General features: G+C 64.3%; 22 protein-coding genes. 12 read left to right on the forward strand and 10 right to left on the reverse strand.

The annotated features are described in order from the left end of the window. Positions 1-5: 5 nt before the first annotated feature. Genes JMY28_RS09640 through JMY28_RS09650 form a run of 3 tightly spaced genes read right to left on the reverse strand, consistent with a single transcriptional unit; the run spans position 6 to position 3886 of the window. On the reverse strand, positions 6-1352 hold the full coding sequence (locus tag JMY28_RS09640) for a cytochrome c (RefSeq protein WP_201695677.1): 1347 nt from the start codon (positions 1350-1352) through the stop codon (positions 6-8). 8 nt (positions 1353-1360) lie between these two features. Continuing rightward, complete coding sequence (locus tag JMY28_RS09645) at positions 1361-3136, reverse strand: GMC family oxidoreductase (RefSeq protein ID WP_201695678.1); 1776 nt, start codon at positions 3134-3136, stop codon at positions 1361-1363. Beyond that, positions 3137-3886, reverse strand: a complete 750-nt coding sequence (locus JMY28_RS09650; protein ID WP_201695679.1) for a gluconate 2-dehydrogenase subunit 3 family protein — start codon at positions 3884-3886, stop codon at positions 3137-3139. It lies immediately after the preceding gene. A 310-nt stretch (positions 3887-4196) separates the two neighbouring features. Here JMY28_RS09650 and JMY28_RS09655 point away from each other — a divergent pair, with 310 nt between their 5' ends. The 8 genes from JMY28_RS09655 (at position 4197) to JMY28_RS09690 (ending at position 14263) form a co-directional block, all read left to right on the forward strand. Continuing rightward, entirely contained in the window at positions 4197-5144 is a 948-nt protein-coding gene (locus tag JMY28_RS09655; RefSeq protein ID WP_201695680.1) for a dihydrodipicolinate synthase family protein, read from the forward strand. A 32-nt stretch (positions 5145-5176) separates the two neighbouring features. Continuing rightward, positions 5177-6757: an aldehyde dehydrogenase (NADP(+)) gene (locus tag JMY28_RS09660; protein ID WP_201695681.1), complete on the forward strand. Its 1581-nt coding sequence runs from the start codon at positions 5177-5179 to the stop codon at positions 6755-6757. A gap of 278 nt (positions 6758-7035) precedes the next feature. Beyond that, positions 7036-8136: an ABC transporter substrate-binding protein gene (locus JMY28_RS09665; RefSeq protein ID WP_236596795.1), complete on the forward strand. Its 1101-nt coding sequence runs from the start codon at positions 7036-7038 to the stop codon at positions 8134-8136. Between the two features lie 119 nt (positions 8137-8255). Beyond that, entirely contained in the window at positions 8256-9335 is a 1080-nt protein-coding gene (locus JMY28_RS09670; RefSeq protein WP_201695683.1) for an ABC transporter ATP-binding protein, read from the forward strand. After that, positions 9332-10213 (forward strand): ABC transporter permease, encoded by an 882-nt coding sequence (locus tag JMY28_RS09675; protein WP_407945489.1) that lies wholly within the window; start codon positions 9332-9334, stop codon positions 10211-10213. The genes JMY28_RS09670 and JMY28_RS09675 overlap by 4 nt, the downstream gene beginning before the upstream one ends. Beyond that, entirely contained in the window at positions 10213-11139 is a 927-nt protein-coding gene (locus tag JMY28_RS09680; RefSeq protein ID WP_236596779.1) for an ABC transporter permease, read from the forward strand. The genes JMY28_RS09675 and JMY28_RS09680 overlap by 1 nt, the downstream gene beginning before the upstream one ends. Before the next feature lie 44 nt (positions 11140-11183). After that, positions 11184-12935 carry an L-arabinonate dehydratase gene (gene araD, locus JMY28_RS09685; protein WP_201695684.1) on the forward strand — a complete coding sequence of 584 codons (1752 nt, stop codon included), beginning with the start codon at positions 11184-11186 and terminating at the stop codon, positions 12933-12935. A gap of 119 nt (positions 12936-13054) precedes the next feature. Then, positions 13055-14263 carry a porin gene (locus JMY28_RS09690; RefSeq protein WP_201695685.1) on the forward strand — a complete coding sequence of 403 codons (1209 nt, stop codon included), beginning with the start codon at positions 13055-13057 and terminating at the stop codon, positions 14261-14263. A 69-nt stretch (positions 14264-14332) separates the two neighbouring features. On the opposite strand, the gene JMY28_RS09695 is transcribed toward JMY28_RS09690, so the two are convergent. From JMY28_RS09695 to JMY28_RS09720, 6 genes are all read right to left on the reverse strand, one after another. Continuing rightward, positions 14333-15880 carry a gamma-glutamyltransferase family protein gene (locus JMY28_RS09695; RefSeq protein ID WP_236596797.1) on the reverse strand — a complete coding sequence of 516 codons (1548 nt, stop codon included), beginning with the start codon at positions 15878-15880 and terminating at the stop codon, positions 14333-14335. A 203-nt stretch (positions 15881-16083) separates the two neighbouring features. Then, a complete protein-coding gene (locus JMY28_RS09700) occupies positions 16084-16620 on the reverse strand; it encodes a DUF1097 domain-containing protein (RefSeq protein ID WP_201695687.1) in 537 nt (178 codons plus the stop codon). 27 nt (positions 16621-16647) lie between these two features. Further along, positions 16648-17919, reverse strand: coding sequence for an amidohydrolase family protein (locus tag JMY28_RS09705; protein WP_201695688.1), 1272 nt, complete (start codon positions 17917-17919; stop codon positions 16648-16650). 192 nt (positions 17920-18111) lie between these two features. Continuing rightward, on the reverse strand, positions 18112-18759 hold the full coding sequence (locus JMY28_RS09710) for a response regulator (RefSeq protein ID WP_201695689.1): 648 nt from the start codon (positions 18757-18759) through the stop codon (positions 18112-18114). Next, positions 18756-19832, reverse strand: coding sequence for a PAS domain-containing sensor histidine kinase (locus tag JMY28_RS09715; RefSeq protein WP_201695690.1), 1077 nt, complete (start codon positions 19830-19832; stop codon positions 18756-18758). Before JMY28_RS09715 ends, JMY28_RS09710 begins: the two co-directional genes overlap by 4 nt. A gap of 183 nt (positions 19833-20015) precedes the next feature. Continuing rightward, positions 20016-20897, reverse strand: a complete 882-nt coding sequence (locus JMY28_RS09720) for a LysR family transcriptional regulator (RefSeq protein WP_201695984.1) — start codon at positions 20895-20897, stop codon at positions 20016-20018. A gap of 207 nt (positions 20898-21104) precedes the next feature. Here JMY28_RS09720 and JMY28_RS09725 point away from each other — a divergent pair, with 207 nt between their 5' ends. From JMY28_RS09725 to JMY28_RS09740, 4 genes are read left to right on the forward strand one after another with little or no spacing between them, the layout of a single operon-like run. Then, positions 21105-21323, forward strand: a complete 219-nt coding sequence (locus tag JMY28_RS09725; protein ID WP_201695691.1) for a DUF3311 domain-containing protein — start codon at positions 21105-21107, stop codon at positions 21321-21323. After that, positions 21320-22798 (forward strand): sodium:solute symporter family protein, encoded by a 1479-nt coding sequence (locus JMY28_RS09730; protein WP_201695692.1) that lies wholly within the window; start codon positions 21320-21322, stop codon positions 22796-22798. The genes JMY28_RS09725 and JMY28_RS09730 overlap by 4 nt, the downstream gene beginning before the upstream one ends. Positions 22799-22803: 5 nt before the next feature. Then, positions 22804-23994: an amidohydrolase family protein gene (locus JMY28_RS09735; protein ID WP_201695693.1), complete on the forward strand. Its 1191-nt coding sequence runs from the start codon at positions 22804-22806 to the stop codon at positions 23992-23994. Then, complete coding sequence (locus JMY28_RS09740) at positions 23991-25451, forward strand: amidohydrolase family protein (RefSeq protein WP_201695694.1); 1461 nt, start codon at positions 23991-23993, stop codon at positions 25449-25451. The genes JMY28_RS09735 and JMY28_RS09740 overlap by 4 nt, the downstream gene beginning before the upstream one ends. On the opposite strand, the gene JMY28_RS09745 is transcribed toward JMY28_RS09740, so the two are convergent. Further along, positions 25445-26626, reverse strand: coding sequence for an amidohydrolase family protein (locus tag JMY28_RS09745; RefSeq protein ID WP_201695695.1), 1182 nt, complete (start codon positions 26624-26626; stop codon positions 25445-25447). The two genes, JMY28_RS09740 and JMY28_RS09745, sit on opposite strands and share 7 nt — an antisense overlap. Between the last annotated feature and the right edge of the window lie 154 nt (positions 26627-26780).

Consider the following 26780-nt stretch of genomic DNA (forward strand, 5'->3'; position numbering starts at 1 on the left):
GCGCGTTAGCGCTTGAGCGTTGCGCCGGGCGGCAGCGCCGGCGTGCTCGCGGTAACGGTCTTGCGGACCCTCGCGACGTCTTCGGCGCTCACTGGTGTGCCGGCGTTGCCCCAGCTCGCGCGCACGAAGGTGGACACGTCGGCCACTTCCTGGTCGGACAGACGCCAGCCGAACGCCGGCATCGTGAACGACGAGGGCGCGGATTTCGTGCCTTCGAGCGCGCTGCCGGAGAGCAGCACATGAATCAGCGAAGTGGGGTCCTTGCCCTGCACGACGGGGTTGCCGCCGAGTGCCGGGAACACACGCGTGTAGCCGCGTCCGTCGCTGCGGTGGCAGGCCATGCAGTTGTCGCGATAGACCGCCGCGCCGCGTGCGCTCGCGTCGCCGTTTTGCAGCTTGTTCGCGGCGGCGGGATCGTAGGCGTACGGCGTTTCCTTCGGGTCGCTGGCGGGCAGCGTCTTCAGGTAGCGCGCGATGGCGAGCAGGTCCGCGTCGTTCATGTGCTGCATGCTGTGCTGAACCACATCGGTCATGCCGCCGAACGCAGCGGTGTGCAGATTGCGCCCCGCCTTGAGGAACTGCACGATGTCGTCCTCGTTCCAGCTGCCTAAGCCCGTGCGCGGGTTGCCGCGCAGGCTCGAGGGCACCCAGCCGTCGATCGGGCCGCCGCCTGCGAGGAAGTCGTCGCCTTCGCGGTCGGTGAGTGCGAGTTCCTGCATCGTGCGTGCGCGCGGCGTGTGGCACGCGCCGCAGTGGCCGAGGCCCTGCACGAGATACGCGCCGCGCGCGACGATCGCATCGTTGTAGTGCGCTCCGTCGAACGCCTGCACCTTCGGTGCGAACAGCATGCGCCAGGCGCCGAGCGGCCAGCGCATCGAGAGCGGCCAGGGAATGTCCACGGCGCGGTTCTGCGCCTGCACGGGCGCAACGCCGTGCATGAAGTACGCGTAAAGCGCCTTCATGTCGTCATCGCTCAGGCGTGCGTACGAAGGGTAGGGCATCGCGGGGTAAAGCGTTTCGCCGTTCGGCCGCACGCCTTGCCGCACGGCCCTGGCGAAGTCGTCGTAGCTCCATTTGCCGATGCCGGTGTTCGCGTCGGGCGTGATGTTGGTCGAGTAGATCGCGCCGATGGGCGTATCGAACTTCAGGCCGCCCGCGAACGGCTTGCCGCCTTGTGGGGTGTGGCAGGCAATGCAGTCGCCGGCGCGCGCGAGGTATTCGCCATGCGCGACGAGCGCGGCGTTCGGCAGTTCCGCTGCGTGCGCCGCGAATGACGTGAATGTCGCGATAGCCGCACCCGAAACCGTTGCGCGTGCAACGTTCGCGCACGCGGAGAAAAGGTTTTTCTTCATGCGGCTCTTCACACGCTCACGAGGGGACCGGGGTTCTTCAGATACTGGTTGCGAATGGCTTTCGCGCTCCAGTAGGCGAGGGCGGCGACGAGGCCGGTCGGGTTGTAGCCGATCCCCTGCGGGAACGCGGAGGCGCCCATCACGAACACGTTGGGCACGTCCCAGCTCTGCAGATAGCGGTTGATGACGCTGGTGTTCGGGTCGTTGCCCATCACGGCTCCGCCAACGAGGTGCGTGGTCTGGTAGCGGCGCGAGTCGAAGTGCGCGCCGAATTCGCGTGTGTACACGTTGATGGCCTTCGGGCCCATCGCCTCGGCGATCTTTTGCATCTGGCCCGTCACGTATTGCGCCATCTTGATGTCGTTGTCCTTCCAGTCGAAGGTCATGCGCAAAAGCGGCTGGCCGTACGAGTCGCGGTAGGTCGGATCGAGGTCGAGGTACACGTCGCGGTACGACATGTTCGAGCCGTGCGCATCCATCGAAATGGTGTGCGCGTAGTGGTCCTTCACGGCCTTCTTCCACCCGGCGCCCCAGTTCGGCGTGCCAGCGGGCGTGGCGATGCCGCTGATCGGCTTCACGCCCGCCTGGTTCACCCACAGCGGCGAGCCGCCCACGAAGCCGAGCGGGCCGTGGTCGAAGTTGTCGGCGTTGAAGTCGTCCACGGCCACGCCGTTGCCGCCCGCGCCGATGAACGGATTCGTCCACGTGTCCTTGTCGAAGAACGCCGTGATGGTCGAGAGGTTCTGGTACGCGAAGTTGCGGCCCACCACGCCCTCGCCCGACACCGGGTCATAGGGCTTGCCGATACCCGAGAGCAGCAGCAGGTGCACGTTGTGATACTGGAACGCCGAGACGATCACGAGGTCAGCGCTCTGGAACACTTCCTGGCCCGCCGGATCGATATAGGTCACGCCCGTGGCGCGCTTTTTCGTGTCGTCGAGTTCGACGCGCAGCACGTGGCATTTCGAGCGCAGCTCGAAGTGCTTTTCCTGCTTGAGCGCGGGCAGGATGTTGAGATTCGGTGAAGCCTTCGAATACATGTAGCACGCATAACCGCTGCAAAAGCCGCAGAAGTTGCACGGGCCCATCTGCACGCCGTACGGGTTCGTGTACGGCCCCGAAGTGTTGGCCGAAGGCAGCCGGTAAGGATGCAGACCGATCGACTTCGCCGCGTCGAAGAAGCGCTGCGCGGAATACGTGTTCAGTTGCGCGGGCAACGGAAAGTTGTCGCTGCGCGCGGCTTCGAACACGTTGCCGTCGCCGACGACATTGCCCTTCACCTTGTACGCCTGGCCCGAGGTGCCGAATACCTTCTCCGCGAAGTCGAAGTGCGGCTCCAGTTCGTCGTAGCTCACGCCGTAGTCCTGGATCGTCATGCCTTCGGGGATGAACTGCTTCCCGTAGCGCTCTTCGTAGTGGCTCTTCAAACGCAGCTCTTCCGGCGTAATGCGGAAATGCACGCCCGACCAGTGCAGGCCCGCGCCGCCCACGCCCTCGCCGGGCAGAAACGCGGCGAGCTGGCGGTAGGGCAGCGCCGTGTCGTTCACGCCGTGGCGGATCGAGACGGTGGTCTTCGAAAGGTCGAGGAACAGCTTCTTGCGGATGTTGTACGTGAGCTCGTCGATGGTGTTGGGGTACGCGCCGTCCGGGTAGGTGTCGCGATACTCGCCGCGCTCGAGCGCGACCACGGTGAGGCCCGCTTCCGTCAGTTCCTTCGAGAGGATCGCGCCGGTCCAGCCGAAGCCGACAACCACGGCATCGACGTGAGCTTTCTTGATCGCCATTTACGTACGCTCTCCGTTGATCGAGACCGGGCCGTACGGATAAGGCTTGCCGTTCTGGTTCACGAAATCCATGAAATCGGCGCGGGCGCCGGGGAAGCCGATCATCTTCCACGCGGCCATGTCGCGGTTGCCGCCGTGGATCGGGTCGCAGAAGTAGCCTTCGCGTGTGTTCTGCAGTAACTGGCCGAAGAACAAGGAGGCAGGCACGCCGTCCAGTTCGACCTTGCCCGCTTCGAGCGCGCTGAGCACGCGCTCGCGCGTGTTGGTGTCGAGCGCGTCGAAGTCCTTGCCGTACGCCTTCGTGCAATACGCGTTTACGGCCTTGATGCCGAGCCGGTAGATGTCGCGCGGTACAAGCTTCAACTGGTAGCCCAGTTCGGGCACGCCTTGCTGGAATGGCCCCTGCATGTACCAGAGCGCGCCGTGCGCGTAGGGCGTGTCCATCTGCCGGTCGATGAATTCGGGGACGCCCGCTTCCAGCGCGCCGGGGCCTTCGGAATCGGCGGGAATCAGGCGGTCGGCGGCGGCTTCGACAAAGGCCCACTCGCGCGCGTCGAAGAAGCGCGGCTTGTAGGCGGCGGCCTGCCCGGCTTCAGGCTTGGCGTTCGGCGCAGAGGCGGCGCTGCCCGCCGTGGCGGTTTCGCTCGACGGCTGCTTGCCGCCCTCGCAGCCCGCCAGTGCGCTGGCGGGTACGAGCACCGCTGCCGTGCGTAGGAAGCCGCGGCGTGTCGTGAGAGGAGATTCAGACATTGTGGGATTCTGTATGAGTTCGGCGGGGCGTGGTTCGACCGTGTCTGCGTGGCGATCTTGCCCGCTGCGCATGACACGCCGCCGCGGCGGCTACGGAACGGAGATGTTAGATGGAACCGGTTCCATGATTCGGCCGCGATTCTACAATATTCCTTTACGGGGCCTGTACCGGTCGCGCAAGGGCGGGCGGCCGCCTGTTACCGTGCCCTCAGAACAAACCCTAACAAATGCAACAAGTTGTTTGACAACTACGGCGAGCCGGTGCTACTGTGCTCGATATTGACAACCCTCCATCCCAGCACGAGGCCTCATGAACGTGTCCCCGATTGTCGAGAGCGAATTCGCCTCGACTGTGATGGCAGTGCCGCCGCTCGCACGCCGCCCCGACTTCTCCCTCGACGTTGAACAGAACGGCAAGCTGATCCGCCATATGGAAGCGGGCGGCATCCGTACGCTGCTGTACGGCGGCAATGCAAACCTGTACCACGTCGCTGTGAGCGAATTCCGTGAGTTGCTAGACATGCTCGCCGACCTCACCGCGCCCGAAACGCGCGTGATTCCGGCCATCGGTCCCGACTACGGCAAGATGCTCGACCAGGCGCGCATCCTCGCGCAAACGCAGTACAAGACGGCCATGGTCCTGCCGCTCTCCGGCTTCACCACGCCCGCAGGGGTGGAAGCGGGTCTGACTCGCATCGCCGACACCGCCGGCATTCCGCTCACGCTCTATATCAAGAGCGAAGACTATGTCGACGTGGACACGCTCGTGCGCCTGATCGACCGCGGCATCCTGATTGCGGTCAAGTACGCCATCGTGCGCGCCGACCCGGCGAACGACCCCTATCTGCGCCGCCTGCTGCAAAGCGTGCCGGCTTCGAAGGTCGTCTCGGGCATGGGCGAGCGTCCGGCACTGGTTCACGTGCGCGACTTCGGTCTGGCCGCCTGGACCACGGGCTCGGGCTGCATCGCTTCGAACACCATCATGGCGCTGCTGAAGGCCGCGAAGGAAGGCCGTGCGGAAGAAGCGCAACGCCTCTACGATGCTTTCATGCCGCTCGAAACGCTGCGCGACAACATCTCGCTCATCCGCGTGCTGCATGACGCCGTGACGCTCTCGGGCATCGCCGACATGGGCCCGATCCTGCCGTTGCTCTCGCAGTCGCCCGCTGAGGCGCTGCCGGCGATCGGCGACGCAGCCAAGGCGCTGCTCGCATTCGAGCAGAAGCTGGCCGCTTCGGCACAGACCGCCAACGCCTGAACGGCGGCAACAAGCAATTGAACGGAGCGAACATGCAGATTACTGGAGCAATGCTGCTCGGCGCGCAAGCCGTGCGCGGCGAGGCGGGCGAGATGCGCGCCTTCGCGCCCGCGCTCGGTCAGGAGATCGAGCCGTCGTTCGGCCTCGGCGGCAAGGCCGAAGTCGCGCGCGCTTGTGAACTCGCGGCGCAGGCGTTCGACGCCTTCCGCGCGGCCCCGCACGAAACGCGTGCGCGCCTGCTCGAAGCGATCGCCGAACGCATTCTCGGCATCGGCGACGCGCTGATCGAACGCGCGCATCTCGAATCGGCGCTGCCCAAGGCGCGTCTGGAAGGCGAGCGCGGCCGCACGGTCGGCCAACTGCGTCTTTTCGCATCGCTCGTGCGTGACGGCCGCTGGTGCGGCGCCGTGCTCGACTCGGCGCTGCCGGAGCGCAAGCCGCTGCCGCGCTCGGACCTGCGCGCGCATCGCATTCCGGTCGGCCCCGTGGCCGTGTTCGGCGCGAGCAACTTCCCGTTGGCGTTTTCGGTGGCGGGCGGCGATACGGCTTCGGCGCTGGCTGCCGGCTGCCCGGTCGTCGTGAAGGCGCACCTGGCGCACCCCGGCACCTCGGAACTCGTGGGCCGCGCGATCCAGCAGGCCGTGGCCGACTTAGGTCTGCCCGAGGGCGTGTTCTCGCTCGTCTTCGGCGGCGGCAATGAAGCGGGCGAAACGCTCGTGGCGCATCCGGCCATCAAGGCCGTTGGCTTCACGGGTTCGCGCCGCGGCGGTCTCGCGCTCTCGCATATCGCGGCCGCGCGCCCCGAGCCGATTCCGGTCTACGCCGAAATGAGCAGCATCAACCCGATGTTCGTGCTGCCCGCGGCGCTGGCCGCTCGCGGCGAAGCGCTCGCGCAAGGCTTCGTGGATTCGCTCACGATGGGCGTGGGCCAGTTCTGCACGAACCCGGGCCTCGTGCTCGCCATCGACTCGCCTGAACTCGACCGCTTCGTGAAGGCGGCGAGTGCCGCACTCACGCAGAAGCCGTCGCAAAGCATGCTGACGGCGGGGATCGCCTCGACGTATGGCGAAGCCATTGCTGCGCGCAAGCAGTTGCCCGGCATCGAGAACCTGGCCGAAGGCGCGAAGACGGATGCGCATTGCGACGCGCTGCCGGTGCTCTTCAAGGCCAGCGCCGAGCAATTCCTCGCGCAGCACGCATTGTCGGACGAGATTTTCGGGCCGACCTCGGTGGTCGTGGCGTGCCGCGACGAAGCCGAACTCGCGCGCGTGGCGGAGCACCTCGAAGGCCAGCTCACGGCGACGCTGCACATCGACCGCGACGACTACGCGATGGCCGCGCGGCTCATGCCGATTCTCGAGCGCAAGGCCGGCCGCATTCTCGCGAACGGCTTCCCGACGGGCGTCGAAGTGTCGTATGCGATGGTTCACGGCGGCCCGTTCCCGGCCACCTCGGACGCGCGCACGACTTCGGTGGGTGCGATGGCGATCGAGCGTTTCCTGCGTCCGGTCTGCTACCAGGACCTGCCGGCCGAACTTCTGCCGGTCACACTGCAGAACGACAATCCGCTCGCGCTGTGGCGTTTGCGCGACGGCGAGCTGGTGAAGCAGTAATCCCGCGAAAGCGGTCAGGAAAGCGCCTGCAGAAGCCTTGCAGGCGCTTTCTCCAAGCAGATTCCGACAAGGGGCTCACAGTAGTCTCACAAAGGGCCTGACGTTGCTTGACAACTTGGTGCGTGGTTCGGCATCCTGTGTCCGGCTTGGACATTACAAGAATTAACGGGTCGCGTTAGAACAAATTCCATAAACAGATGTGAGGAGATGCGATGTTCGATGGACGCTTCAAGGCCAGCGTGCTGGCCGTGTGTGTGGCGGCCGCCACGGCGCTCGGCATGAGCGCAGCCAAGGCCGATCCCGTTTCCCTGAACATAGTCGACGTGGCCGGTAACCTGCAGCTCACGCAGAAGGCCTTCGAAGCGTTCAAGGCGAAAAACCCGAATCTCGTCTCCAATATCACCTACACCAACGCGCCCGCGCCGCAATTGCCTGGCAAGATCAAGGCGATGCAGGCCGCCGGCCGCGCCGACATCGATCTCGTGCTGACGGGCACCGACGCGCTCGCCGCCGGCATCGAACAGAATTTGTGGATGAAGCTGCTGCCGGATGAGCAGGCAGCGCTGCCGGGCGTGCTCGACAAGTACGCGCCAGGTCCGCGCAAGATGCAGGATCTCGCGCAAGGCTATGGCCTCGAAGTGTCGTACATGCCGGCCGGTCCGCTGATCGAATACAACCCGGCCAAGGTCGCCAAGCCGCCGCAAACGCCGCAGGAACTGCTGGCATGGTGCAAGGCAAACCCCGGCAAGCTGATCTATGCGCGTCCGGCCAACTCGGGTCCGGGCCGCACGTTCCTGATGGGCCTGCCGTACCTGCTCGGCGACAAGAACCCGCAAGACCCGATCAACGGCTGGGACAAGACCTGGGCGTTCCTGAAGGAGCTGAACTCGTGCGTGCCGTACTACCCGGGCGGCACCTCGGCGGTGATGAAGGAACTGGGCGAAGGCACGCGCGACATGACGGTGACCGTGACGGGCTGGGATATCAACCCGCGCGCGCTCGGCATCGTGCCGGCCGACTTCAAGGTGCAGGCGTTCAACAACATGACGTGGGTGAACGACGCTCACTACATGGTCGTGCCGAAGGGCGTTTCGAAAGAGAAGCTCGCGGTGCTGCTCAAGCTCATGAACTTCATGCTCGAGCCGCAGCAGCAGGCCATGACGTATGACGACGGCTACTTCTACCCGGGCCCCGCAGTGAAGGATGTCACGCTGCAAATGGCGCCCAAGGAAAGCCAGGATGTGATCGCGAAGTACGGCCGCCCCGAATACGCGAAATGGCTCACGGCCTACCCGCATGTCCAGCCGCTTTCGGCGCAGGCGATGGTCGCCGCGTTCCAGAAGTGGGACCGCGAAGTCGGTTCGCAGAAGTCGCAGTAACGAGAGGAAGAGAGCGGAAGAAGCAGCAATGGACGGACGGTGCTTTCGTGGTTTCGATTGGGGAGCGCCGTCCTCGATCCCTGCTCATCCAGGTTGATCTTGTTGGTCAGGAACGTGTCATGAAGCATTCTTTCGATCGTCTGCGCCTCGACTCGGTGGGCCGTAGCTTCACTAACGCGGAGGGCACGCAGCTCGCTGCGCTGCGTGGTCTCGACCTCGAGATTCGCCGTGGCGAATTCATCGCGCTGCTCGGACCTTCGGGCTGCGGGAAATCCACGGCGCTCAATTGCATTGCAGGTCTGCAACCGCTCACGAGCGGCAGCATCTGGCTGGACGACCTGCGTATCGACGTGCTGCCGCCCGAGAAGCGCGGCTTCGGCATGGTGTTCCAGAATTACGCGTTGTTCCCGCACATGACGGTGCTGGAAAACGTCGGCTTCGGCCTGAAGATGCAGGGCGTGCCGCGCGAAGAGGCCAAGCGCCGCGCGCGCGAAGCGCTGCAGCTCGTGCAGCTCGTCGGCCATGAAAGCAAGCTGCCGGGCCAGCTTTCGGGCGGCCAGCAGCAGCGCGTGGCGATTGCCCGCGCGATCGTCATCGAACCGCCGCTCGTGCTGATGGACGAGCCGCTCTCGAACCTCGACACCAAGCTGCGCATTGAAATGCGCGCGGAAATCCGCCGCATTCACGGCCAGCTCGAACGCGCCACCATTTACGTGACGCACGATCAGGACGAAGCGCTTTCGATGGCGGACCGCATCGTCGTGATGAAAGAGGGCGTCGTGCAGCAGGTGGCAACGCCGAAGGAAGTCTATAGCCGTCCGTCGAACCTGCACGTCGCGCGCTTCATGGGCTTTCGCAATGTGCTGTCGTTCGCGATTACGGGCGAGCAGGGCGACCACATCGCGATGTCGTCGTCGGGCATCACGCTGACCGGCGTGCCGATGGGTGAGTTTAATGGCGGCGAGATTTCGGTCGCCATGCGTCCCGAAGATTTCGAGCGCGCCAACGCGGGTGACGCCAACGCCTTCGACGTGGAAGTGGAAATGGTCGAGTACGGCGGCCGCGATTCGCTGTTGCTCGCCAACGCGCCGTTCGGCAAGCTGTGGGCGCGCGTGGAAGGCGAATTCGAAGCGGGCGAGCGCGCCACGCTACGCGTCGCGCCTGCGCACGTGCTGGCCTATGCGGAGCGTGTGTCGTGAGCACGCACATTGCGTCGCTGACCAGGGCGCCTCGCGATTCGCGCGGCTGGCTTATCACGCCTGCGCTCGGCTTCATCATCGCGATGTTCCTCTATCCGTTCGCCTACGGTCTCGTGCTGTCGTTCAAGCCGATGAACGGCGGCGGCATGTTCGCGAATTACCTGCATTTCGTGCACGATCTGTCGTTGTGGCCCACGGTATTCGTCACGCTCAAGCTGGCGGTGCCCGCGACCATCATCAACGTTGGGCTTTCGCTGCCGGTGGCCTTTGCGCTGCGCCGCAAGTCGCCGTACCAGAAGCTCGTGACCACGCTGCTCGTGATTCCCGTCACGCTTGGCACGGTGCTGATCGCCGACGGCATGCTCAGCTACTTCGGGCCGAACGGCTGGTTCCCGCAGGCGCTGCACGCGCTGCATCTGTACACGAACGAAGAGATTCGCCTCACGCATAACTACTGGGGCGTGCTGATCTCGCTGATCGTTTCGGGTTTCCCGTTCGCGTTTCTGCTCACGCTCTCCTACGTCACCGGCATCGACCCGACGCTCGCGCGCGCGGCGGCGACGCTCGGCGCAGGCCCGTGGCAGCAGTTCCGCCAGATTTATTTGCCGCTGCTCGCGCCCGGTCTCACGATGGCCGCGTGCCTGTCGTTCGTGCAGGCGTATTCGGTGTTTCCTTCGGCGGTGCTGCTCGGTGCGCCCGCAGGTCCCACGCGCGTGATCTCCATTGCGGCTGCAGAAGCCGCGTTCGAGAGTTACGACTACTCGCTCGCCTCGACCATCGCGATCGTGATGGGCTTCGTGCAGTTGATCGTCGTGGCCGCGATGTTGAGCGCGAAGCGCTTCTTCTACTCGGGCCCGGTGAGCGGAGGGAAAGGCTGATGACCGCACATCAACGTAACGCGGCCGGCCTCGGCACGGGTGCGCAGGCGAGCGAAGAACGTTCCACGCCGGCCGCCGATGCTGCGCAGCCAAAGCCCGCTTCGCGCCTGCCCGACGTGCTCTGGAAAGTGTTCGTCTGGGGTGGTGTGGTGTTCTTCCTGCTCAATGTGGTGCTGCTGATCGCTACCGTGGGTGTGAACTCCATCGCCACGCGCTGGTTCGGCACGCCGCTGCCGCAAGGCTTCACGCTGCACTGGTATGCGCAGGCGTGGCGCGACTTCCAGCTTTCGAGCGTGCTGTGGGTGACGTTCGAAGTGGTGGGCTCGGTCGTGCTGCTCTCCATCGCGCTGGGCGTGCCCGCCGCCTATGCTTTGGCGCGCGCGCAGTTTCCCGGCAAGCGCATTGCCATGCTCGTGTTCCTGCTGCCGCTCATGGTGCCGCCCGTCACGTACGGCATTCCAATGGCGACCGCCATGTACCAGATCGGTCTCGCGGGCACGCTACCTGGCGTGATCCTCGCGAACCTGGTGCCCGCGCTGCCGTTCGTGATCCTCGTGATGACGCCGTTCATCGAGCAGATCGACCCGAACCTCGAGTCGGCCGCGCGCATTTTCGGCGCGAACACACTGCGCTATTTCCGTTATGTATTGCTGCCGCTTCTCGTGCCCGGGATGCTGGCGGCGGGGCTGCTCGTGCTCGTGCGCACGATCGGCATGTTTGAACTCACTTTCTTTACCGCCGGACCCGACACGCAAACGCTGGTGGTTGCGCTGTACTACGCCGTCTTCTCGACGGGCGTGCGTGCGCCGCAATCCATCGACGCCATGGCGATGATCTATATGGCCATCACGCTTGCGTGGGTGCTGGTCGCCCTGCAGTTCGTCAGCCCGACACAACTCGTGTCGCGCGTGAAGGAGCAGCGCTAGGCCAACGCCGGCGGCTTTACTGGAAACACCTGGAGCAACGCAAGATGAGCAAGAAGCGAAAGACCCCCGAAGAACTGCGCAGCCACCGCTGGTATGGCGTGAACGACCTGCGGTCGTTCGGCCATCGCTCGCGCACCGCGCAGATGGGCTACAGCCGCGAAGAGTACGCGGGCAAGCCGGTGATCGCCATCCTCAATACGTGGAGCGAGATCAACCCTTGCCATACGCACTTCAAGCAGCGCGTGGAAGAGGTCAAGCGCGGCATCTGGCAAGCGGGCGGTTTCCCGATCGAGCTGCCGGTGCAAACGCTCTCCGAGCCGTTCCAGAAGCCCACCACGATGCTCTACCGCAACTTCCTCGCGATGGAAGCGGAAGAGACGATCCGCTCGTACCCGGCCGACGGCGTCGTGCTGATGGGCGGCTGCGACAAGACCACGCCCGCGCTGCTGATGGGCGCGATTTCGATGGACCTGCCCACGATCTTCCTGCCCGCGGGCCCGATGCTCAACGGCAACTGGAACGGCGTGACGCTCGGCTCGGGCTCGGACACCTGGAAGTACTGGGCCGACCTGCGAGCGGGCAAGATCACCGAAGAAGACTGGAAGGGTGTGGAAGGCGGCATCGCACGCTCGCCGGGCCACTGCATGACGATGGGCACGGCATCGACGATGACGAGCGCCGCTGAAGCGCTGGGCTTCACGCTGCCGGGCTTCGCCTCGATTCCCGCGCCGGACTCGCGCCATGCGCAGATGTCGGCGAAAACGGGCATGCGCATCGTCGAGATGGTGTGGGAAGACCTGAAGCCTTCGGACATCATCACGCGCAAGTCGGTGGATAACGCCGTGACCACGTGTCTCGCGCTCTCGGGCTCGACCAACGCGATCGTGCACATGATCGCGCTCGCGCGCCGCGCCGGCGTCGATCTCACGCTCGCGCAGTACGACGAAATCGCGCGCCACACGCCGGTGCTCGCGAACATCCGCCCGACCGGCAAGTACCTCATGGAGGACTTCTACTACGCTGGCGGCCTGCGCGCGATGCTCAAGGAACTCGGCGACCTGATCGACGGCACGCAGATGACCGTGAACGGCAAGACGCTCGGCGAGAACATTGCCGATGCCGAAATCTACAGCGAAGAGGTGATCTATCGCCGTGCGAAGCCGCTCATGCCGGATACGGGCCTGGCCGTGCTGCGCGGCAATCTCGCGCCGGACGGCGCCGTGATCAAGCCGGGCGCGGCGGAAAAACATCTGCACGTGCACACGGGCAAGGCCGTCGTGTTCAAGGACTACAACGACATGGCCGCGCGCATCGACAGCGAAGATCTCGACTGCGATGAGAACAGCGTGATCGTGCTCCAGCACGCGGGTCCTGTGGGCGCGCCGGGCATGCCCGAGTGGGGCCAGCTGCCGATTCCGCAAAAGATTCTGCAGAAGGGCGTGCGCGACATGTTGCGTATTTCCGACGCGCGCATGAGTGGTACGAGCTATGGTGCGTGCGTGCTGCACGTGGCGCCGGAATCGTTCATCGGCGGTCCGCTCGCCCTCGTGGAGGACGGCGACCTGATCGAGCTGAACGTGCCGGAGCGACGCCTGAACGTGCTGATCTCCGACGAAGAGATGGCGCGCCGCAAGGCCGCGTGGGTCGCACCGGAACCGCGCTTCAAGCGCGGCTATGGCGCGATGTACCAGATGCACGTGATGCAGGCCAACAATGGCTGCGAATTCGACTTCATGCAGCGTGACGGCGCGGGCGGCGCGTGCGCCAGCGCGGGCGGCGAACCCGAGATTCACTAAGGAGACACATTCGGCAAGGAGCGTTTCAGGGGTGATGCGCTCCCTGCCGGACAGGAGGCAATGTAGCAACCAGGGTTTTAACGAGTATCAAACCACAACGACTAAAGATAGGACTACCGATGAAAAAAACTATCCTCGCATCTGCGCTTGGACTCGCCGCGCTGGGCGCACACGCCCAAAGCAGCGTCACGCTGTACGGTATCGTCGATACCGGTATTGGTTATCAGAGCAGTTCGGCCAAGCTGGGCAGCAATGCTGGCGGCGCTTCAGTTGTCAAGATGGTGCAGGGCGTGTGGGCCGGCTCGCGTTTCGGCTTGAAGGGTAGCGAAGATCTGGGCGGCGGCACGCGCGCGATCTTCCAGTTGGAAGAAGGCTACAACTCGGCAACCGGCGCGCAATCGACCACGAACCTGATGTTCAGCCGCGCTGCGTGGGTTGGCGTCGCGAACACGAACTACGGCACGCTGACGGCTGGCCGCCAGTACGCTCCGTACTACACGCTGCTCTCGCCGTACAGCCCGACCACGTGGCTGACCGGCGCATACGGCGCGCACCCGGGCGATATCGACTCGATGGACACGATCTATCGCATCAACAATTCGCTGGTCTATACGTCGCCGAACATCGCGGGCCTGACCGTGAGCGGCATGTACGCGCTGGGCGGCGTGGCGGGTGCCACCGGTGCGGGCCAGACGTGGAGCGTTGCCGCGCAGTATCTGCATGGTCCGGCAGGCATCGCAGTGGGCTTCGAGCGCCTGAGCAACGCGGCGAACGGCGGCGGCCCATGGGACGCGAACTCGACGGCGAACAGCGGCGGCGAGCCGGGCGTTTCGGGGCTCACCAACGGCTTCCAGTGGGCGCAGACGCAACAGCGCCTCGCCGTGACGGCCGGCTACCAGTTCAGCTCGCAGTGGGATATCTCGGTGGCCTACTCGAACGTCCAGTACATTCCGGGCGTGAATTCGCGCTTCGTCGACACGCAGATCTGGAACACGGGCGGCGTCGTGCTGCACTACAAGCCGCTCACCGTGCTCGACCTCGCGGCTGGTTTCTCCTATACGCGCGCGACCAAGGCCAACGCCATCCAGAGCGCGGCTTCGTACGCACAGTACAACATGTCGCAGTACTACACGCTCTCGAAGCGTACGGGTATCTACTTCGTCGAAGCGTACCAGCGCGCGGGCGGCCAGACGCTGGGCACGCCTAGCGCGACCGGCGCGAGCAGCATCATCAACGCAACTGCCGACATCGGCGACGGCCAGAACAGCGCGCCGTCCTCGTCGCGCAGCCAGGTTGCGGGCGCGATCGGTATCGTTCACCGCTTCTAAGTCTTTTCACACTCCGAAAGCCGTATCTTCGGCGGTGCCGGGTTTGGCCGGCACCGCCGTTTTTTTGCGCTACAAACCCAGCGCCCGTCCATCGCTGCGTGGATCGTGTGCGCCCGTGAACCCCTGGCCATCGACGCGAATGGCACCGGGATGTCCGGCCAGCTGGCTTTGCGCAGGAAGCGGGCTCAGTTGATGTCCACGCGCCGCCAACTCAGTGAAGACGGATGCCCCGGCATCGCTTTCGAGTTTCAGGCTGTCGCGGCTATCCGAGAAGGTCTTGCCGAGCAGGAAACGCGGGCGGCCAAGCGCACTAAGGGGATCCATTCCATAGTCGATCAGACGTGTCAGCACGGCTGCGAGGGTTTGCGGCTGTCCGTCGGCGCCTTGCGTTCCATAGAGCAGATGCGGGCGGCCTTGCTTGAGGTACATGCCGGGATTGAGCGTGTGAAATGGCCGCTTCCCGCCGCGCAGCATGTTGGGGCTGCGCGCGTCCAGGCTGAACGACGCCCCGCGGTTGTGCCACAGCACGCCGGTATCGCCCAGCACGACACCGCTGCCCCAATCGAAGTAGACGGTCTGCAGCATGCTCACGCAGTTGCCGTCGCCGTCCGCAACGGCGATATACACGGTATCGCCCGTCTTGAACCGATGCGGCCAGTGCATCGCGCGATCCATGCGGATACGCTGGGCGTGTGCGTCGAGGGTGCTGGCCGAGAGCAGACGCTCGACGGGCACGTCCACAAAGTCGGGATCGGCCACGTAGCGGTTGCGGTCCAGAAACGCGAGCTTCACGGCTTCGACCAGCACGTGGTAGTAGTCGGCGCTGCCTTCCGGAATCGCGGCGAGGTCGAAGCGATCGAGAATGCCCATGATCTCGAGTGTGGTCACGCCCTGAGTCGGCGGGCGCAAGCCGAGCAGTTCGCCGTCGCGGTACGCCACGCGCAGCGGCGCTTCCTCGCGCGCCCGGGTGCGCGCCAGATCGACTGCGGTGAGCGGCGAGCCCACCTGCTTCAGGCCGGTGGCAATGCGCGCGGCCAGGTCTCCCTCGTAAAACTCGCGGCCGCCCTGTGAGGCAATGCGCTCCAGACTGCGGGCGAGGGCAGGCTGGAAGAATCGCTCGCCGGCCTGTGGAATGCGCCCCCGCGGCATGAATACCTCGGCGAAGCCATCCCACCCGTTCAGATCGTCTGCGCGCATCTCCTGCCAGAACTGCTGCGATGGCGTGACGGGAAAGCCCTCGGCCGCATACGCTATGGCGCGTGAGAACAGCGACGGCCACCCTTGCTTGCCGCCCCAGGCCGAACGGCTGAACGTGTAGGCCTGGTCCCAGACCGCCACGGTCGCGGCCGTCGTGAGCGTCGCGCCCGCACCGCGCACGGGTATTTCGCCTGCGTATTGCGGCACCACCGAGGCCGCTTGCCCAATGCCCGATAGCGTGCGGACATTGCCGCCGCGGTCGCTGATGACCATGAACGCGTCGCCGCCGAGTCCAGTGAAGTGCGGATAGGTCACGCTCAGCACCGCGCCAACGGCGATGGCGGCCTCGATCGCATTGCCGCCCGCACGCAGAATCTCGAGGCCGGCCTCGCTAGCCAGGTCGTGCGGGCTGGTGACCATGCCACGCGTGGATTGCGCGGGCCGCGTCGCCCTGATTGCTCTAGAGGCATCTGCGATGACCGGGCGCGCGGCGTCGCCCGCAAGCACCGAAGTATCCGCCTCGAAGTCACGCGCCTTCTCGTCGTCGGCCGGTTGCGCTGCTGTCATGAACGCCATGTCATCCTCATTGTGTCTATCGTGTCGGCCGCGGCATGCGCGGGTTCTTACACCTCCGGCTTCCAGCCTTTCCACCAGCGATGGGCGGTCACCTCGGGTGCGGAGCAATGTTCCTTCACCCATGCATAAGCCGGCCCGAGTGCATTCATGGCGATGGCTGCGCCCAGCGCCATGACAGGATCGTGCGCCACGGGGCCGAAGCCGCCGAAGAGCGTGCCGAAATACGTGGCGAAGCCGAAGAACATTCCCGGAATGAAGTTCAGCATGACGAACAATCTGGCGAGCGCCATCATGGTGCCATTGAGCGTGAAGAGCACGAGCATTTGCGCGAGTACCAACGAGTTGCCGCTGAATTGCCTCGAGACCTGTTCGAAACCCAGCACGACAAGAAATGCGAAGCACGATCCGACTGGCAACGTTGGCCAGATGCGCTTGAGATTCTGTGCGGTGGGGCCGCCCATGGCGAAGGTCGCGGCCCAACTGATGAAGATCGCCCATGGCGGCAGATGCAACGGCCCCATCGCGATGGGGATGGTCGTGACGGCGAGCAACGACGCGACTATTTCAGCAGGCAGTTTCTTCATGATCGTCTCCTTGCATTCTTGTGGACTTCATTGCGCGCAACAACAGGTATGCCGGTGAATCTCGCAGTGGTGGCGGGTCACCACGGTGATGCGCCCGCGCTTCACGACCCACAGGCGCGGCGGAATGTCGAGTAACGCGTCCGCCACCCTGAACGTATCGAGAATGACGATATCGGCCTGCTTGCCAACGGCGAGCCCATAGTCATGTCCAATGCCGATCGCCCGCGCGGCATTGTGGGTGCCCATGTCGAGGATCGCGTTCTGATGCTCCGGCACACCGAACTGCGCAACGTGCGCGAGGAGATTGCCGATCTGCAGCATGTCGGCGTTGCCAAATGGCGTGAACGCGTTGCGGACATTGTTCGAGGAGTAAGCGACATTCACCCCCGCGCTATGTAGCGCCTTGACGGGTGTGAGGCCGCGGCGCGGGTTTCGATCGTCCTTGCGCCCGCCAAGATACAGATCCGTGGCGGGCAAAGTGACGATACTGATGCCGGCCGCGCGAATCTGCTCGATGACGGGTTTGAGCGCATCGGCATCGAGTGCGCCGAGGCTCGTGACATGGCCGAGCGCCACGCGCCCCTGGTAGCCCGTTTCGATGGTCTTCTGCGCGATATACGAAATCGCCGCGAAGCGTGCATCGCTCGTGTCGTCGGCGAAGTCGGCATGCATGTCGATGGGCAGGTCGAAGCGCTGGGCCAGTTCGAAAACGATGTCGACATGCCGCCGGGTGTCGGCCCAGTTCAGTTCGTTGTACGGACAACCACCCACCACGTCCGCACCCATCTGCAGGGCTTCGATCATTAGCTCGCGGGTGCCTTGGGACTTCAGGATGCCTTCTTGCGGAAAGGCCACGATCTGCAGGTCGAGCAGGTTTTCGTATTCGGATTTCAGCGTGAGCAGCGTTTCTACGCCGATCAGCCCCTGGATGAGGTCGACGTCGGGATGCGCGCGCACGGCAACGGTGCCGTTCCTGACCGCCATGTCCAGCACCTGGCGCGAGCGTTCCAGTACGTCTTCGCGCTCCTGTTTGCTCTTGAGAATGCCTGTCACACGGATGGCTTCGTCGAGCGTGCCGAAGCGTGCGGGCAGCCGGCGATGCAGCAGGGCCTTATCCAGATGCAGATGCGCTTCGATCATGCCCGGAATGGCGGCCCGGCCACCCGCGTCGATGACCTCGTCCGCCGAAGCGTCGATCGCCGGCTCCAGCGCTGTGATACGGCCGTCGCGAATCGCGATGTCGACGAGCGGATCGTCGTCGCGAACGCATACGTTGTTGATCAGCAAGTCCACATGCATGGTGTGGTCTCCTTACGGAATGGCGATGGGAATAGGATCGCGGCGCACGCTGTGCCGCGCGCTCCGGCGTTGGGGCCCAGGAGCCTCGTACGGTTATGAAAAGATTAAGGTTGGTAGCGCGCGCAAACCATCGGGATTGGCTGGATTTCGTCCAGGATTTTCCCGAGATGCGGCGCACAAACCATGGGGTGTTCAGACGCCGGTGCTGGCGACGATCAGGCCGTGTTGAATCGCGTAGTGGACGAGCCCGGCCGTGGACGGGATATCCATTTTCGTGAGGATATTGGCTTTGTGAGTGCTGACTGTCTTGTTCGATAGCGACAGGCAGTGCGCGATTTCATTGATGCCGTTGCCTTCCACGAGCATCTGGAAGATCTGGAACTCGCGTGCCGTGAGAAGCGTATGCGGGAACGAACTCGCGGGCTGGTGCAACTGCTTGACGAGCTTCTCGGCCACGAGAGCGGAAACGACGCTGCCGCCGCGCACGACCCTGCGGATCGCGTCCATCAGTTCCGCGGATTCGGCGTTCTTGGTGAGATAGCCCGCCGCGCCCGACCGGATCGCCTGCACGGCGTACTGCGATTCGCGGTACATGCTCAGGACCAGCACGGGCAGCGATGGGTGGCTGGCCTTGATCTGCTGGATCAGCGCAATGCCGCTCTTGCCCGGCATCGACATGTCGAGCAGCAGCACGTCCACGGCCGTGCTGCGCAGCCCTTCGATCACCTCCGCGCCGTCGCACGCCTCGGCGACGACGTGCATGTCCTGCGCGGTCGAGAGGATCTTTTTCAGGCCATCGCGAATGATCGCGTGGTCGTCGGCGACCATGAGCCGAATCATCGCAGTGCTTCCGCCGTTGCTACGCCGTGCAAGGGGATGCGCGCGGCCACCGTCGTGCCGTGACCGGGCCGGCTCTGCACGCTGAGCTGCCCGCCAAGCATGAGCGCACGCTCGCGCATGCCGAGCAGGCCAAGGCTCCCGCCGTTCGCGGCGCGCGAGGTGTCCATGCCGCAGCCCTCGTCGGTGATCGCGAGCAGGCAGTCGCCGCCGCGCGCGTTGACTTCCACCAGGACCCGTTTGGCGCGGGCATGCCGCCCGGCATTGGTGAGCGCCTCCTGGACGATACGGAAGATCGCCGTGCTGCGCTCCGTATCGAGACCGGTTACCTGAGCCTCGGACATCTCCATTCGGAGTTCGCAAGGCAAGCCGTTTCGTTGAACGAATGATTCCGTGAGCCATTCGAGCGCGGCGTGAAGTCCAAGCTCGTCGAGCACCGCAGGGCGCAGGTCGGAGGCGATGCGGTGCACCGCATCCATGGTGGCGTCGACCAGTTCCTTGAGCATCTGCACATGAGCGGCCTGACCTGACGTTGCCTCACCCGCCTGCGCTTCCAGGTAATTCAGGCCGAGTCGCAGGCCGCTCAGCAATTGGCCCAGCTCGTCGTGCAGTTCGCGCGAGATGCGGGTTCGCTCGGCTTCGCGTATGGACTGCAGATAAGCCGACAGTTTGCGCAATTGCGAGCGCGAATCGCGCAATTCCGTTTCCGAGCGCTTGAGGTCGGTGATGTCGCGCGAAATGCCGACTGTGCCGACTATGCTGCCCTTGGCATTGCGGATCGGCATCTTGACCGTGTCGAACCAGCGTGGCGTGCCGTCCGCGCCGCTGCGGGTTTCCTCGTAGCGGCGCCGCACGCCGCTTTCGAGCACGGCGCGATCCGTCGACATATACACCTTGCCCCATTCAGGCGGCCAGACCTGGTCAGGTGTGCTGCCGATGATCTCGTTCTCCCCGCGTCCGCACGCGCCGATGAACGCTTCGTTGACGAGAACGTAGCGGGACTCGGTGTCCTTGAGCCATGCCTGGTCGGGAATATTGCTCAGAATGGCCCGGTGTAATTCGCCATAGGTCTCCACCGCTTCTCCTGGTCAGAATGTGCGTGCGTTGTCCAGCGCACACCCGGTGGGCCTCAATATATACACAGCGGCAATCGCGCGCGCCTCTAGTTTTCCCGCATATTCGCGCGCTGAACCGATTCATGATTTTTGCGTATGAGACGCGCACGCACGTACGCGATGGCGACGACACAGTCGCGCCGCTCACTGACGCTGCGGGCCGAGCATACGGCACAACGCGCGCGCGAGTTCCTTGACGACGGCGTCGGCGGTTGGGCGATGCAGCAAGGCGATATCCATCGTTTCGATGGCGGGCAGCCCGCTTTTCGGTGTCAGCACGGCATGATCCGCCGTTACCGCGCGTGCGGGCAACAGACTCACGCCAAGGCCATCGGCAACGGCTGCCTGGATTCCGCTCAGGCTCGAACTGATGAAGCTGATGCGCCAGCGGCGGCCCATCCCGTCGATGGCGTTGGTCATGTCGTCGCGGTAGAGGCCACGAGGCGGAAAGGCGACGAGCGGAATGGGGTCGAGCTGGAAGGAGGGGTTTTTTGCGCTGTCGATCCATCGCAACTGCTCGGGCCAGCACGCAATGACCTCGCGGCTGTTGCGCCGCTGCTTGACGAGGATGAGATCGAGATCGCCGCGATCGTAGCTGCTCGCGAGGTCGCGGCTCAACCCGCTCGTCACTTCGAGTTTTACCTGCGGGTGCTTGCGATTGAATGCAGCGAGCGCGTGGGTCGTCGGGCCGCCGACGAAGTCCTCCGGCACGCCGAGGCGTACCGTCAAGCCCACCGTCGCGCCCGAGAGCGCTTCGATCATTTCATCGTTGAGCGCGAGCATGCGCCGTGCGTAGGCGAGCAGCGTCTCGCCCGCGTCGGTCGGCGTCACGTCGCGGCTCCCGCGCTCGAGCAGCTTATGTCCCGCCATCTCCTCGAGGCGACGCACTTTCTGGCTCACGGTGGACTGCGTGGAGTGAAGCCGCGCGGAGGCCGCGGTGAAGGTGCCGGAGTCGGCAACCATGACGATGGCTTTGAGCAGGTCCAGATCGAATAGCGGTGTACGTGCTTTGGCGTTGCGTTTCATTGAACCCATTGTGCCTCGAAGAAGAACGCTGAATGCACGGCGCAGCCGCCGCTCATGGTATTCGATTTTGCACTACATCGCAGTAGAACATTTAATTTTTGAATATTTGGCCAAATCGATAACATCCAGCGATGCCTCAAGGCAAACGCATAACGGGCCATTACCGCCCGCCGCGTCATAAGTTCAGACGAGATAGGCAGGAGACACATGAAACTTCGCTATTGGCTGGCCGCCTTGCCATTCATAGGCATTTATTCCGGCGGCACGCTCGCCGCCAGCACGACATTCCTGTTCGGCTTGCCGTTTCTGCTCGTGTGGAATTTGATCTGGATGGCGGCAACGGCGGCCATTCTCGCGATCATCTATTGCCTTGATACTCGCGACGAGGCGGCGCACGCAGGCGCAGGCAAGGGAGTCGAAAAGTGAACGCGGCCCTGATCATCATCGTCATGTTTGCGATCTTCGCGCTGGCTGTAGGCCTGTATGCGCGTCGCGGCAAAACGCTTAGCCTCGAACAATGGGCCGTGGGAGGGCGCGGCTTTGGCGCGCTGCTTACCTTCCTGCTGATGGCGGGGGAGGCGTTTTCGACCTTCTCATTTCTCGGCGCGAGCGGCTGGACCTACAGCAAGGGCGTCCCCGCGTTCTATATCCTTTCCTATGGCTGCCTCGCCTATGTCGTCGGCTACTGGATGCTGCCCGCCATATGGCGCTACGCGAAGGAGCGCAAGCTCGTTTCGTTCGCGGACTATTTCGCGTCGAAGTACGAGAGTCGCGCAGTGGGCGTGCTCGTCTCGCTGGTGGCTGTCTTCGCGATGGTGTCGTTGTTGATCATCCAGTTGCGGGGGCTCGGCATTATCGTCTCCGAAATGTCGTATGGTCAGATTTCACAGAACACGGCGATCTGGATGAGTGCGCTGTTGATGGTGGTCTATATGTCCGTTTCGGGCATTCATGGATCGGCGAGCATTGCGATCTTCAAGGACGTGTTGATCCTAGGGCTCGCCGTCTTTCTCGGCACGTATCTGCCGCTCCACTATTTCGGCGGCTTTGGCGAGATGTTCGTGCGCATCGATGCGGTGCGTCCCGAACTGCTTCGCATGCCTGAGCATGGTCTCAACCTGAGCTGGTACAACTCCACGTTGCTGCTCACGTCACTTGGCTACTACCTGTATCCGCACGGCTTCACCGCAGTCTATGTGGCGCGTGATGCGTCCGCGCTGCGCAAGAACACCGTGCTGATGCCGCTTTATCAGGTGCTGATTGCATTTCTGTTTCTCGTCGGCTTTGCGGCCGTGCTGACCGTGCACGGGCTCGAAGGCGCGCAAACCGATCTCGCGCTGTTGCGGCTCGTCAAGCAGACTTTCCCCGCGTGGTTCGTCGGCGTCGTCGGCGGGGCGGGGTTGCTCACCGCACTGGTGCCGGGCTCGCTGATCATGCTCAACGCGTCCACGACGATTGCGCGCAACATCTATCGTGAAGGTTTCGCACCGCACGCAAGCGACAAGGAGGTGGCGCGCGTAGCCCGCATCGCGCTGCCAGTCTTTACGCTCGTCGTCGTCTACTTCGTGCTGCGTGGCGGCGCGACGTTCGTGTCGCTCGCGATCTTCGCGTCGAGCCTCCTGACCCAACTGGTGCCGATGCTCGCGTCGAGCTTTCTCAAGCGGCCGTTCGGCACGCGCGAAGCGGCGTTTGGTGGCATCTTCGCAGGGGCAATCGTACTTGCGCTGACGAACTGGGGCGACGTGACGCTCGCTTCGCTCTTCCCGCATGCGAGCGTCGCTTTCACTTCGATCAACACCGGCCTCGTTGCGCTGGCCGCCAATGCCGTGGTATTCGTCGCGATCAGCGCGATTCAGCGCACACTGGGCACCCGTATTTCTGGCTCCGTAGAATCGGCATGACATTCATGACTTCCTCACTTCATCTCTCCAACGTCTGCCTGGCCGATGGCCAGCGCGTTTCCGTAGCGCTCGCCAACGGCCGCATCGAGGCGATCGGACCACACGTCGCCGCGCAGCCGGGCGTACCGGTTGTGGACGGCGGCGCGGCTTTGCTGCTGCCGGGTTTCGTCGAAGGCCACACGCACATCGACAAGAGCAACTGGGGCCGCCCGTGGTATCGCAACGAGGTTGGGCCGCTGCTCACCGATCGCATCGGCAACGAGCGCGAATGGCGCAAGACGTCGGGCCACGATGCCGCTGCGCAGTCGCTCGCACTGGCGCGCGCATTCGTGCAGGCCGGCACGACGCGCATGCGAACCCACGTCGACATCGACACCGATGCGCGCTTGCGTTATCTCGAAGGCGTGCTCGCCACGCGGCAGATCCTGCGCGATGTGCTGGACATGCAGATCGTCGCGTTCCCGCAGTCGGGCATGCTGATCCGCCCTGGCACGGTCGAACTGCTCGACAGCGCACTGGCGGCTGGCGCCGACGTGCTCGGCGCGCTCGACCCGGCGCTGATCGACGGCGATCCCGTGGCTTCGCTGAACGCCACGTTCGAACTGGCAGAGCGCCATCGCAAACCGATCGATATTCATCTTCATGAGCCCGGCGAGGTTGGGGCATTCACGCTGAAACTGCTGCTCGATCGCGTGCAGGCGCTCGGCATGCAAGGTCAGGTTGTCGTAAGCCACGCGTTTTGTCTGGGCGCGTTGCCGGAGCGCGAGCGCGACGGATTGATCGAGCGCATCGCGCAACTGCGCGTGGCGTTGCTCACGAGCGCGCCGCCTTCGCGCCCGGTTCCGCCGCTCAAGCTCTGCCGCGACAAGGGCGTTACGGTGTTTGGCGGCAACGACGGCATTCGCGACACGTGGTCGCCGTATGGCGTGCCCGACATGCTGGAGCGTGCCATGTTGATCGGCCTGCGCTATGACTTGCGCCGCGACGACGATATTGCAATCGCATTTGACTGCGTGAGCGATGCCGCCGCGCGTGGCTGCGGCTTCTCCGACTATGGACTGCGCGTGGGCGCGCGTGCGGACCTCGTGGTCGTGGAGGCGGAGAGCGTCGCGCATGCCGTTGTCGCACGGCCAAAGCGCAAGCTCGTCGTCGCGAACGGGCGCATCGTCGTGCGTGATGGTGAGTTGACCGTATGAACGATCAGCAGAACGTTCAGGATGTCGACGTGCTGATCGAGCACGGTTGCGTGATCACGCTCGACGCCGCGCGCCGCGTGATCGACGATGGCGCCGTAGCCGTGAAGGGCGAGCGCATCGTCGAGGTTGGCGAGACGCATGCGCTTGCGCAGCGGTATCGCGCGGCGCGCCGGATCGACGCGCGCCGCAAGGCGGTGCTGCCGGGGCTGATCGACGCGCATGCCCATGCGGGGCACGCCATGCTCAGAACGCTCGGCGGCGCGAACGGCGAGGCGTGGACGGCGGCGTGCGAGGCGATCTATACACGCGCGTCCGACGAAGCGTTCTGGGAGCTGGAGTCGCACCTCGCCGCGCTGGAGCGCCTCAAGGCGGGCGTGACGACAGGCGTGTCGCTGCTGGGCGGCGGCGACTCGATCATGCGCGTGGATGACCCCGTCTATGCGCGGCGTCATTGCGACGCCGTAGTCAGGACAGGCACGCGCTCGATTGTGGCTGTGGGTCCGTCGCGTCCGCCCGAACCACGCGCATACACTCGCCACGGTGCGAGCGGCAGCGAAACGCGCAACGTCGATTTCGCCCAGATGCACGATGTCTGCAAAGCCATCATCGACGACTGTCACGGCGACGCCGGCGGCCGTATCGAGATCGCCCTGGCGCTGCCGGTCTATGCACCGGAGCACGACCCGGCGGCTGCGGCATACGAACGTGACTATCGACGCGAGGCCGCGCGATACGCTGGGTTAGCCGGCGAACGCGGCTTACGGTTGACGCAGGACGGGCATCGGGCCGGCACGCTGGATTTCGCGCATCGTGAGTTGGGACTGCTGAACAAAAAATCGTTCATGTCGCATGCCATCGATCTGCGCCCCGCGGACATCGAGGCGTGCGTCGCGACGGGGGCTTCGATCGTTCACAACCCGAGCGCGATCATGTCGATCATCGGCCGTTGCCCCGTGCCGGAGCTCATCGACGCGGGCGTCACGGTGGCAATCGGCTCGGACGGCGCGGCACCCGACCGGGGCTACGACATGTTCCGCCATATGTGGCAGTGCATGCATTACCATCGCCGTCACTTTCGGGACCCGGATGTATTGCCGCACGGCAAGGTGCTCGAGATGGTCACGATCGACGCAGCGAGAGCACTGTCGATTGACGACGAACTCGGCTCGCTCGAGGCGGGCAAGCTCGCCGACATCATTCTGGTCGACCTGTTCAAGCCGCATATGATGCCGATGCATATGCCTGTCTATCGCGTCACGTGCTTCGCCAATGCGGGCGACGTCTGCATGACGATGGTGGGCGGCAAGATTCTGATGGAGGATTATCGCGTGCGCTCGGTCACTGAGAGCGACGTCCTCGAACGTGTGCACGAAGCAGCGGAACTGGCGCTAGAGCGGGCGGGGCTGCGTCATCTGATGGCAGCGCCGCCCACGCTGTGGGGCCGCAGCCACTACTGAGCGCTCGCTGTGTCGCCCCAGAATTGCCCGCGCCTGACGATGGCTCGATCGGCGGGCGCAGCGGCAACGGCGGCCGCGGCGTTCGGCGCGTTCACGACGACGAACGTCGCCTCGTTGCCGACCTCGAGGCCATACCCGCGTTTACCCACTACGGCCGCGGCGGCATGCGTCGCCATGTCGAGTGCGACGTGCAATTCGTCGTCGGTATAGAAGCCCGAACGATAACCGACCAGCATCGCGCGCTGCAGCATGTCGCCGTTGCCGTAAGGCCACCAGGCGTCCTGGATGTTGTCGTTGCCGGTAAACACTCGCACACCGGCGGCGCGCAGCTGGAGTACAGGCGGAAACGCCCGGTCACCCGGCGCATTCGTCATGATCGACACACCGGCTTCCGCGAGCGCCGTGGCGACGCGCTCAACTACGCCTCGCGCGACATCGCCCAAAGCATAGGCGTGGCTCACCGCGACGCGACCCTGCATGCCCAATGCCTTCGTGCGAGCAGCAATGCGATGCAGTTGGTCGATGCCCTGTTGATCCGGCTCGTGCAGATGGATATCGATTTTCACGCCGCGCTTTTCCGCAATACCGAACACGATGTCGAGTTGGCGCTGCGCATCGCCATCCAGCGTGGTGGGATCGATGCCGCCCACGACCTGCGCGCCTTCGCGGGCCGCTGCATCGAGCAGCTCCGCCGTGCCCGGGCACGACACGACGCCCGCCTGCGGAAACGCGACAAGTTCGATATCCACGATGCCGCGCCACTTTTCGCGCGCTTGCATGACGGCATGCAGATGGGTCAGCTCCGTCGTCGCGTCAACATCCACGTGGCAGCGCATCGCAATCGTGCCGAATGACGCGGCGTGGCGGATCAGCGCATCGGCGCGCTCGGCGATCGGGCGCGCATCGGCAAGCGCCTGCTTCTCGATCGCGAGGCGTTCACGCAGGCTCGCTGCGGGGCGATGAGGGCGCCAGCGGTCGCCCACGAAGCTTTTATCGAGGTGAATGTGTCCGTCGACGAATCCTGGCAGTACCAGGTATCCCTGCAAATCGATCACTTCGGCTGCGGCGGATTCGGGACGCTCCGCACCGACGGCGACGAAGCTTCCGTTGCTCACTGCGAGGTTGAGTGGGTTGCCGTTTGCCTCAACGGCATTCGTGAATAGGCGCTCGATCATTGTTCCGGCTCGGTGGCGATTGAGCACTCCACATTATCGATCCGACGAGCCATTTACAAATTAAATATCGGAATCATCGGTATTTAATTGATGAATGGGTAGGCAAAAAAAAGCGCCCACGAGGGGCGCTAAAACGCAAACACCGGAGAAGCGG

This window comes from Paraburkholderia hiiakae (genome assembly GCF_904848665.1).
GTDB lineage: Bacteria > Pseudomonadota > Gammaproteobacteria > Burkholderiales > Burkholderiaceae > Paraburkholderia > Paraburkholderia hiiakae.

Bases quoted from the DNA above. Each gene is read 5' to 3' on its own strand.
- JMY28_RS09640 (WP_201695677.1), bottom strand. From the start codon at position 1,352: ATGAAGAAAAACCTTTTCTCCGCGTGCGCGAACGTTGCACGCGCAACG.
- JMY28_RS09645 (WP_201695678.1), bottom strand. From the start codon at position 3,136: ATGGCGATCAAGAAAGCTCACGTCGATGCCGTGGTTGTCGGCTTCGGC.
- JMY28_RS09650 (WP_201695679.1), bottom strand. From the start codon at position 3,886: ATGTCTGAATCTCCTCTCACGACACGCCGCGGCTTCCTACGCACGGCA.
- JMY28_RS09655 (WP_201695680.1), top strand. From the start codon at position 4,197: ATGAACGTGTCCCCGATTGTCGAGAGCGAATTCGCCTCGACTGTGATG.
- JMY28_RS09660 (WP_201695681.1), top strand. From the start codon at position 5,177: ATGCAGATTACTGGAGCAATGCTGCTCGGCGCGCAAGCCGTGCGCGGC.
- JMY28_RS09665 (WP_236596795.1), top strand. From the start codon at position 7,036: ATGAGCGCAGCCAAGGCCGATCCCGTTTCCCTGAACATAGTCGACGTG.
- JMY28_RS09670 (WP_201695683.1), top strand. From the start codon at position 8,256: ATGAAGCATTCTTTCGATCGTCTGCGCCTCGACTCGGTGGGCCGTAGC.
- JMY28_RS09680 (WP_236596779.1), top strand. From the start codon at position 10,213: ATGACCGCACATCAACGTAACGCGGCCGGCCTCGGCACGGGTGCGCAG.
- araD (WP_201695684.1), top strand. From the start codon at position 11,184: ATGAGCAAGAAGCGAAAGACCCCCGAAGAACTGCGCAGCCACCGCTGG.
- JMY28_RS09690 (WP_201695685.1), top strand. From the start codon at position 13,055: ATGAAAAAAACTATCCTCGCATCTGCGCTTGGACTCGCCGCGCTGGGC.
- JMY28_RS09695 (WP_236596797.1), bottom strand. From the start codon at position 15,880: ATGGTCACCAGCCCGCACGACCTGGCTAGCGAGGCCGGCCTCGAGATT.
- JMY28_RS09700 (WP_201695687.1), bottom strand. From the start codon at position 16,620: ATGAAGAAACTGCCTGCTGAAATAGTCGCGTCGTTGCTCGCCGTCACG.
- JMY28_RS09705 (WP_201695688.1), bottom strand. From the start codon at position 17,919: ATGCATGTGGACTTGCTGATCAACAACGTATGCGTTCGCGACGACGAT.
- JMY28_RS09710 (WP_201695689.1), bottom strand. From the start codon at position 18,759: ATGATTCGGCTCATGGTCGCCGACGACCACGCGATCATTCGCGATGGC.
- JMY28_RS09720 (WP_201695984.1), bottom strand. From the start codon at position 20,897: ATGAAACGCAACGCCAAAGCACGTACACCGCTATTCGATCTGGACCTG.
- JMY28_RS09725 (WP_201695691.1), top strand. From the start codon at position 21,105: ATGAAACTTCGCTATTGGCTGGCCGCCTTGCCATTCATAGGCATTTAT.
- JMY28_RS09735 (WP_201695693.1), top strand. From the start codon at position 22,804: ATGACTTCCTCACTTCATCTCTCCAACGTCTGCCTGGCCGATGGCCAG.
- JMY28_RS09740 (WP_201695694.1), top strand. From the start codon at position 23,991: ATGAACGATCAGCAGAACGTTCAGGATGTCGACGTGCTGATCGAGCAC.
- JMY28_RS09745 (WP_201695695.1), bottom strand. From the start codon at position 26,626: ATGATCGAGCGCCTATTCACGAATGCCGTTGAGGCAAACGGCAACCCA.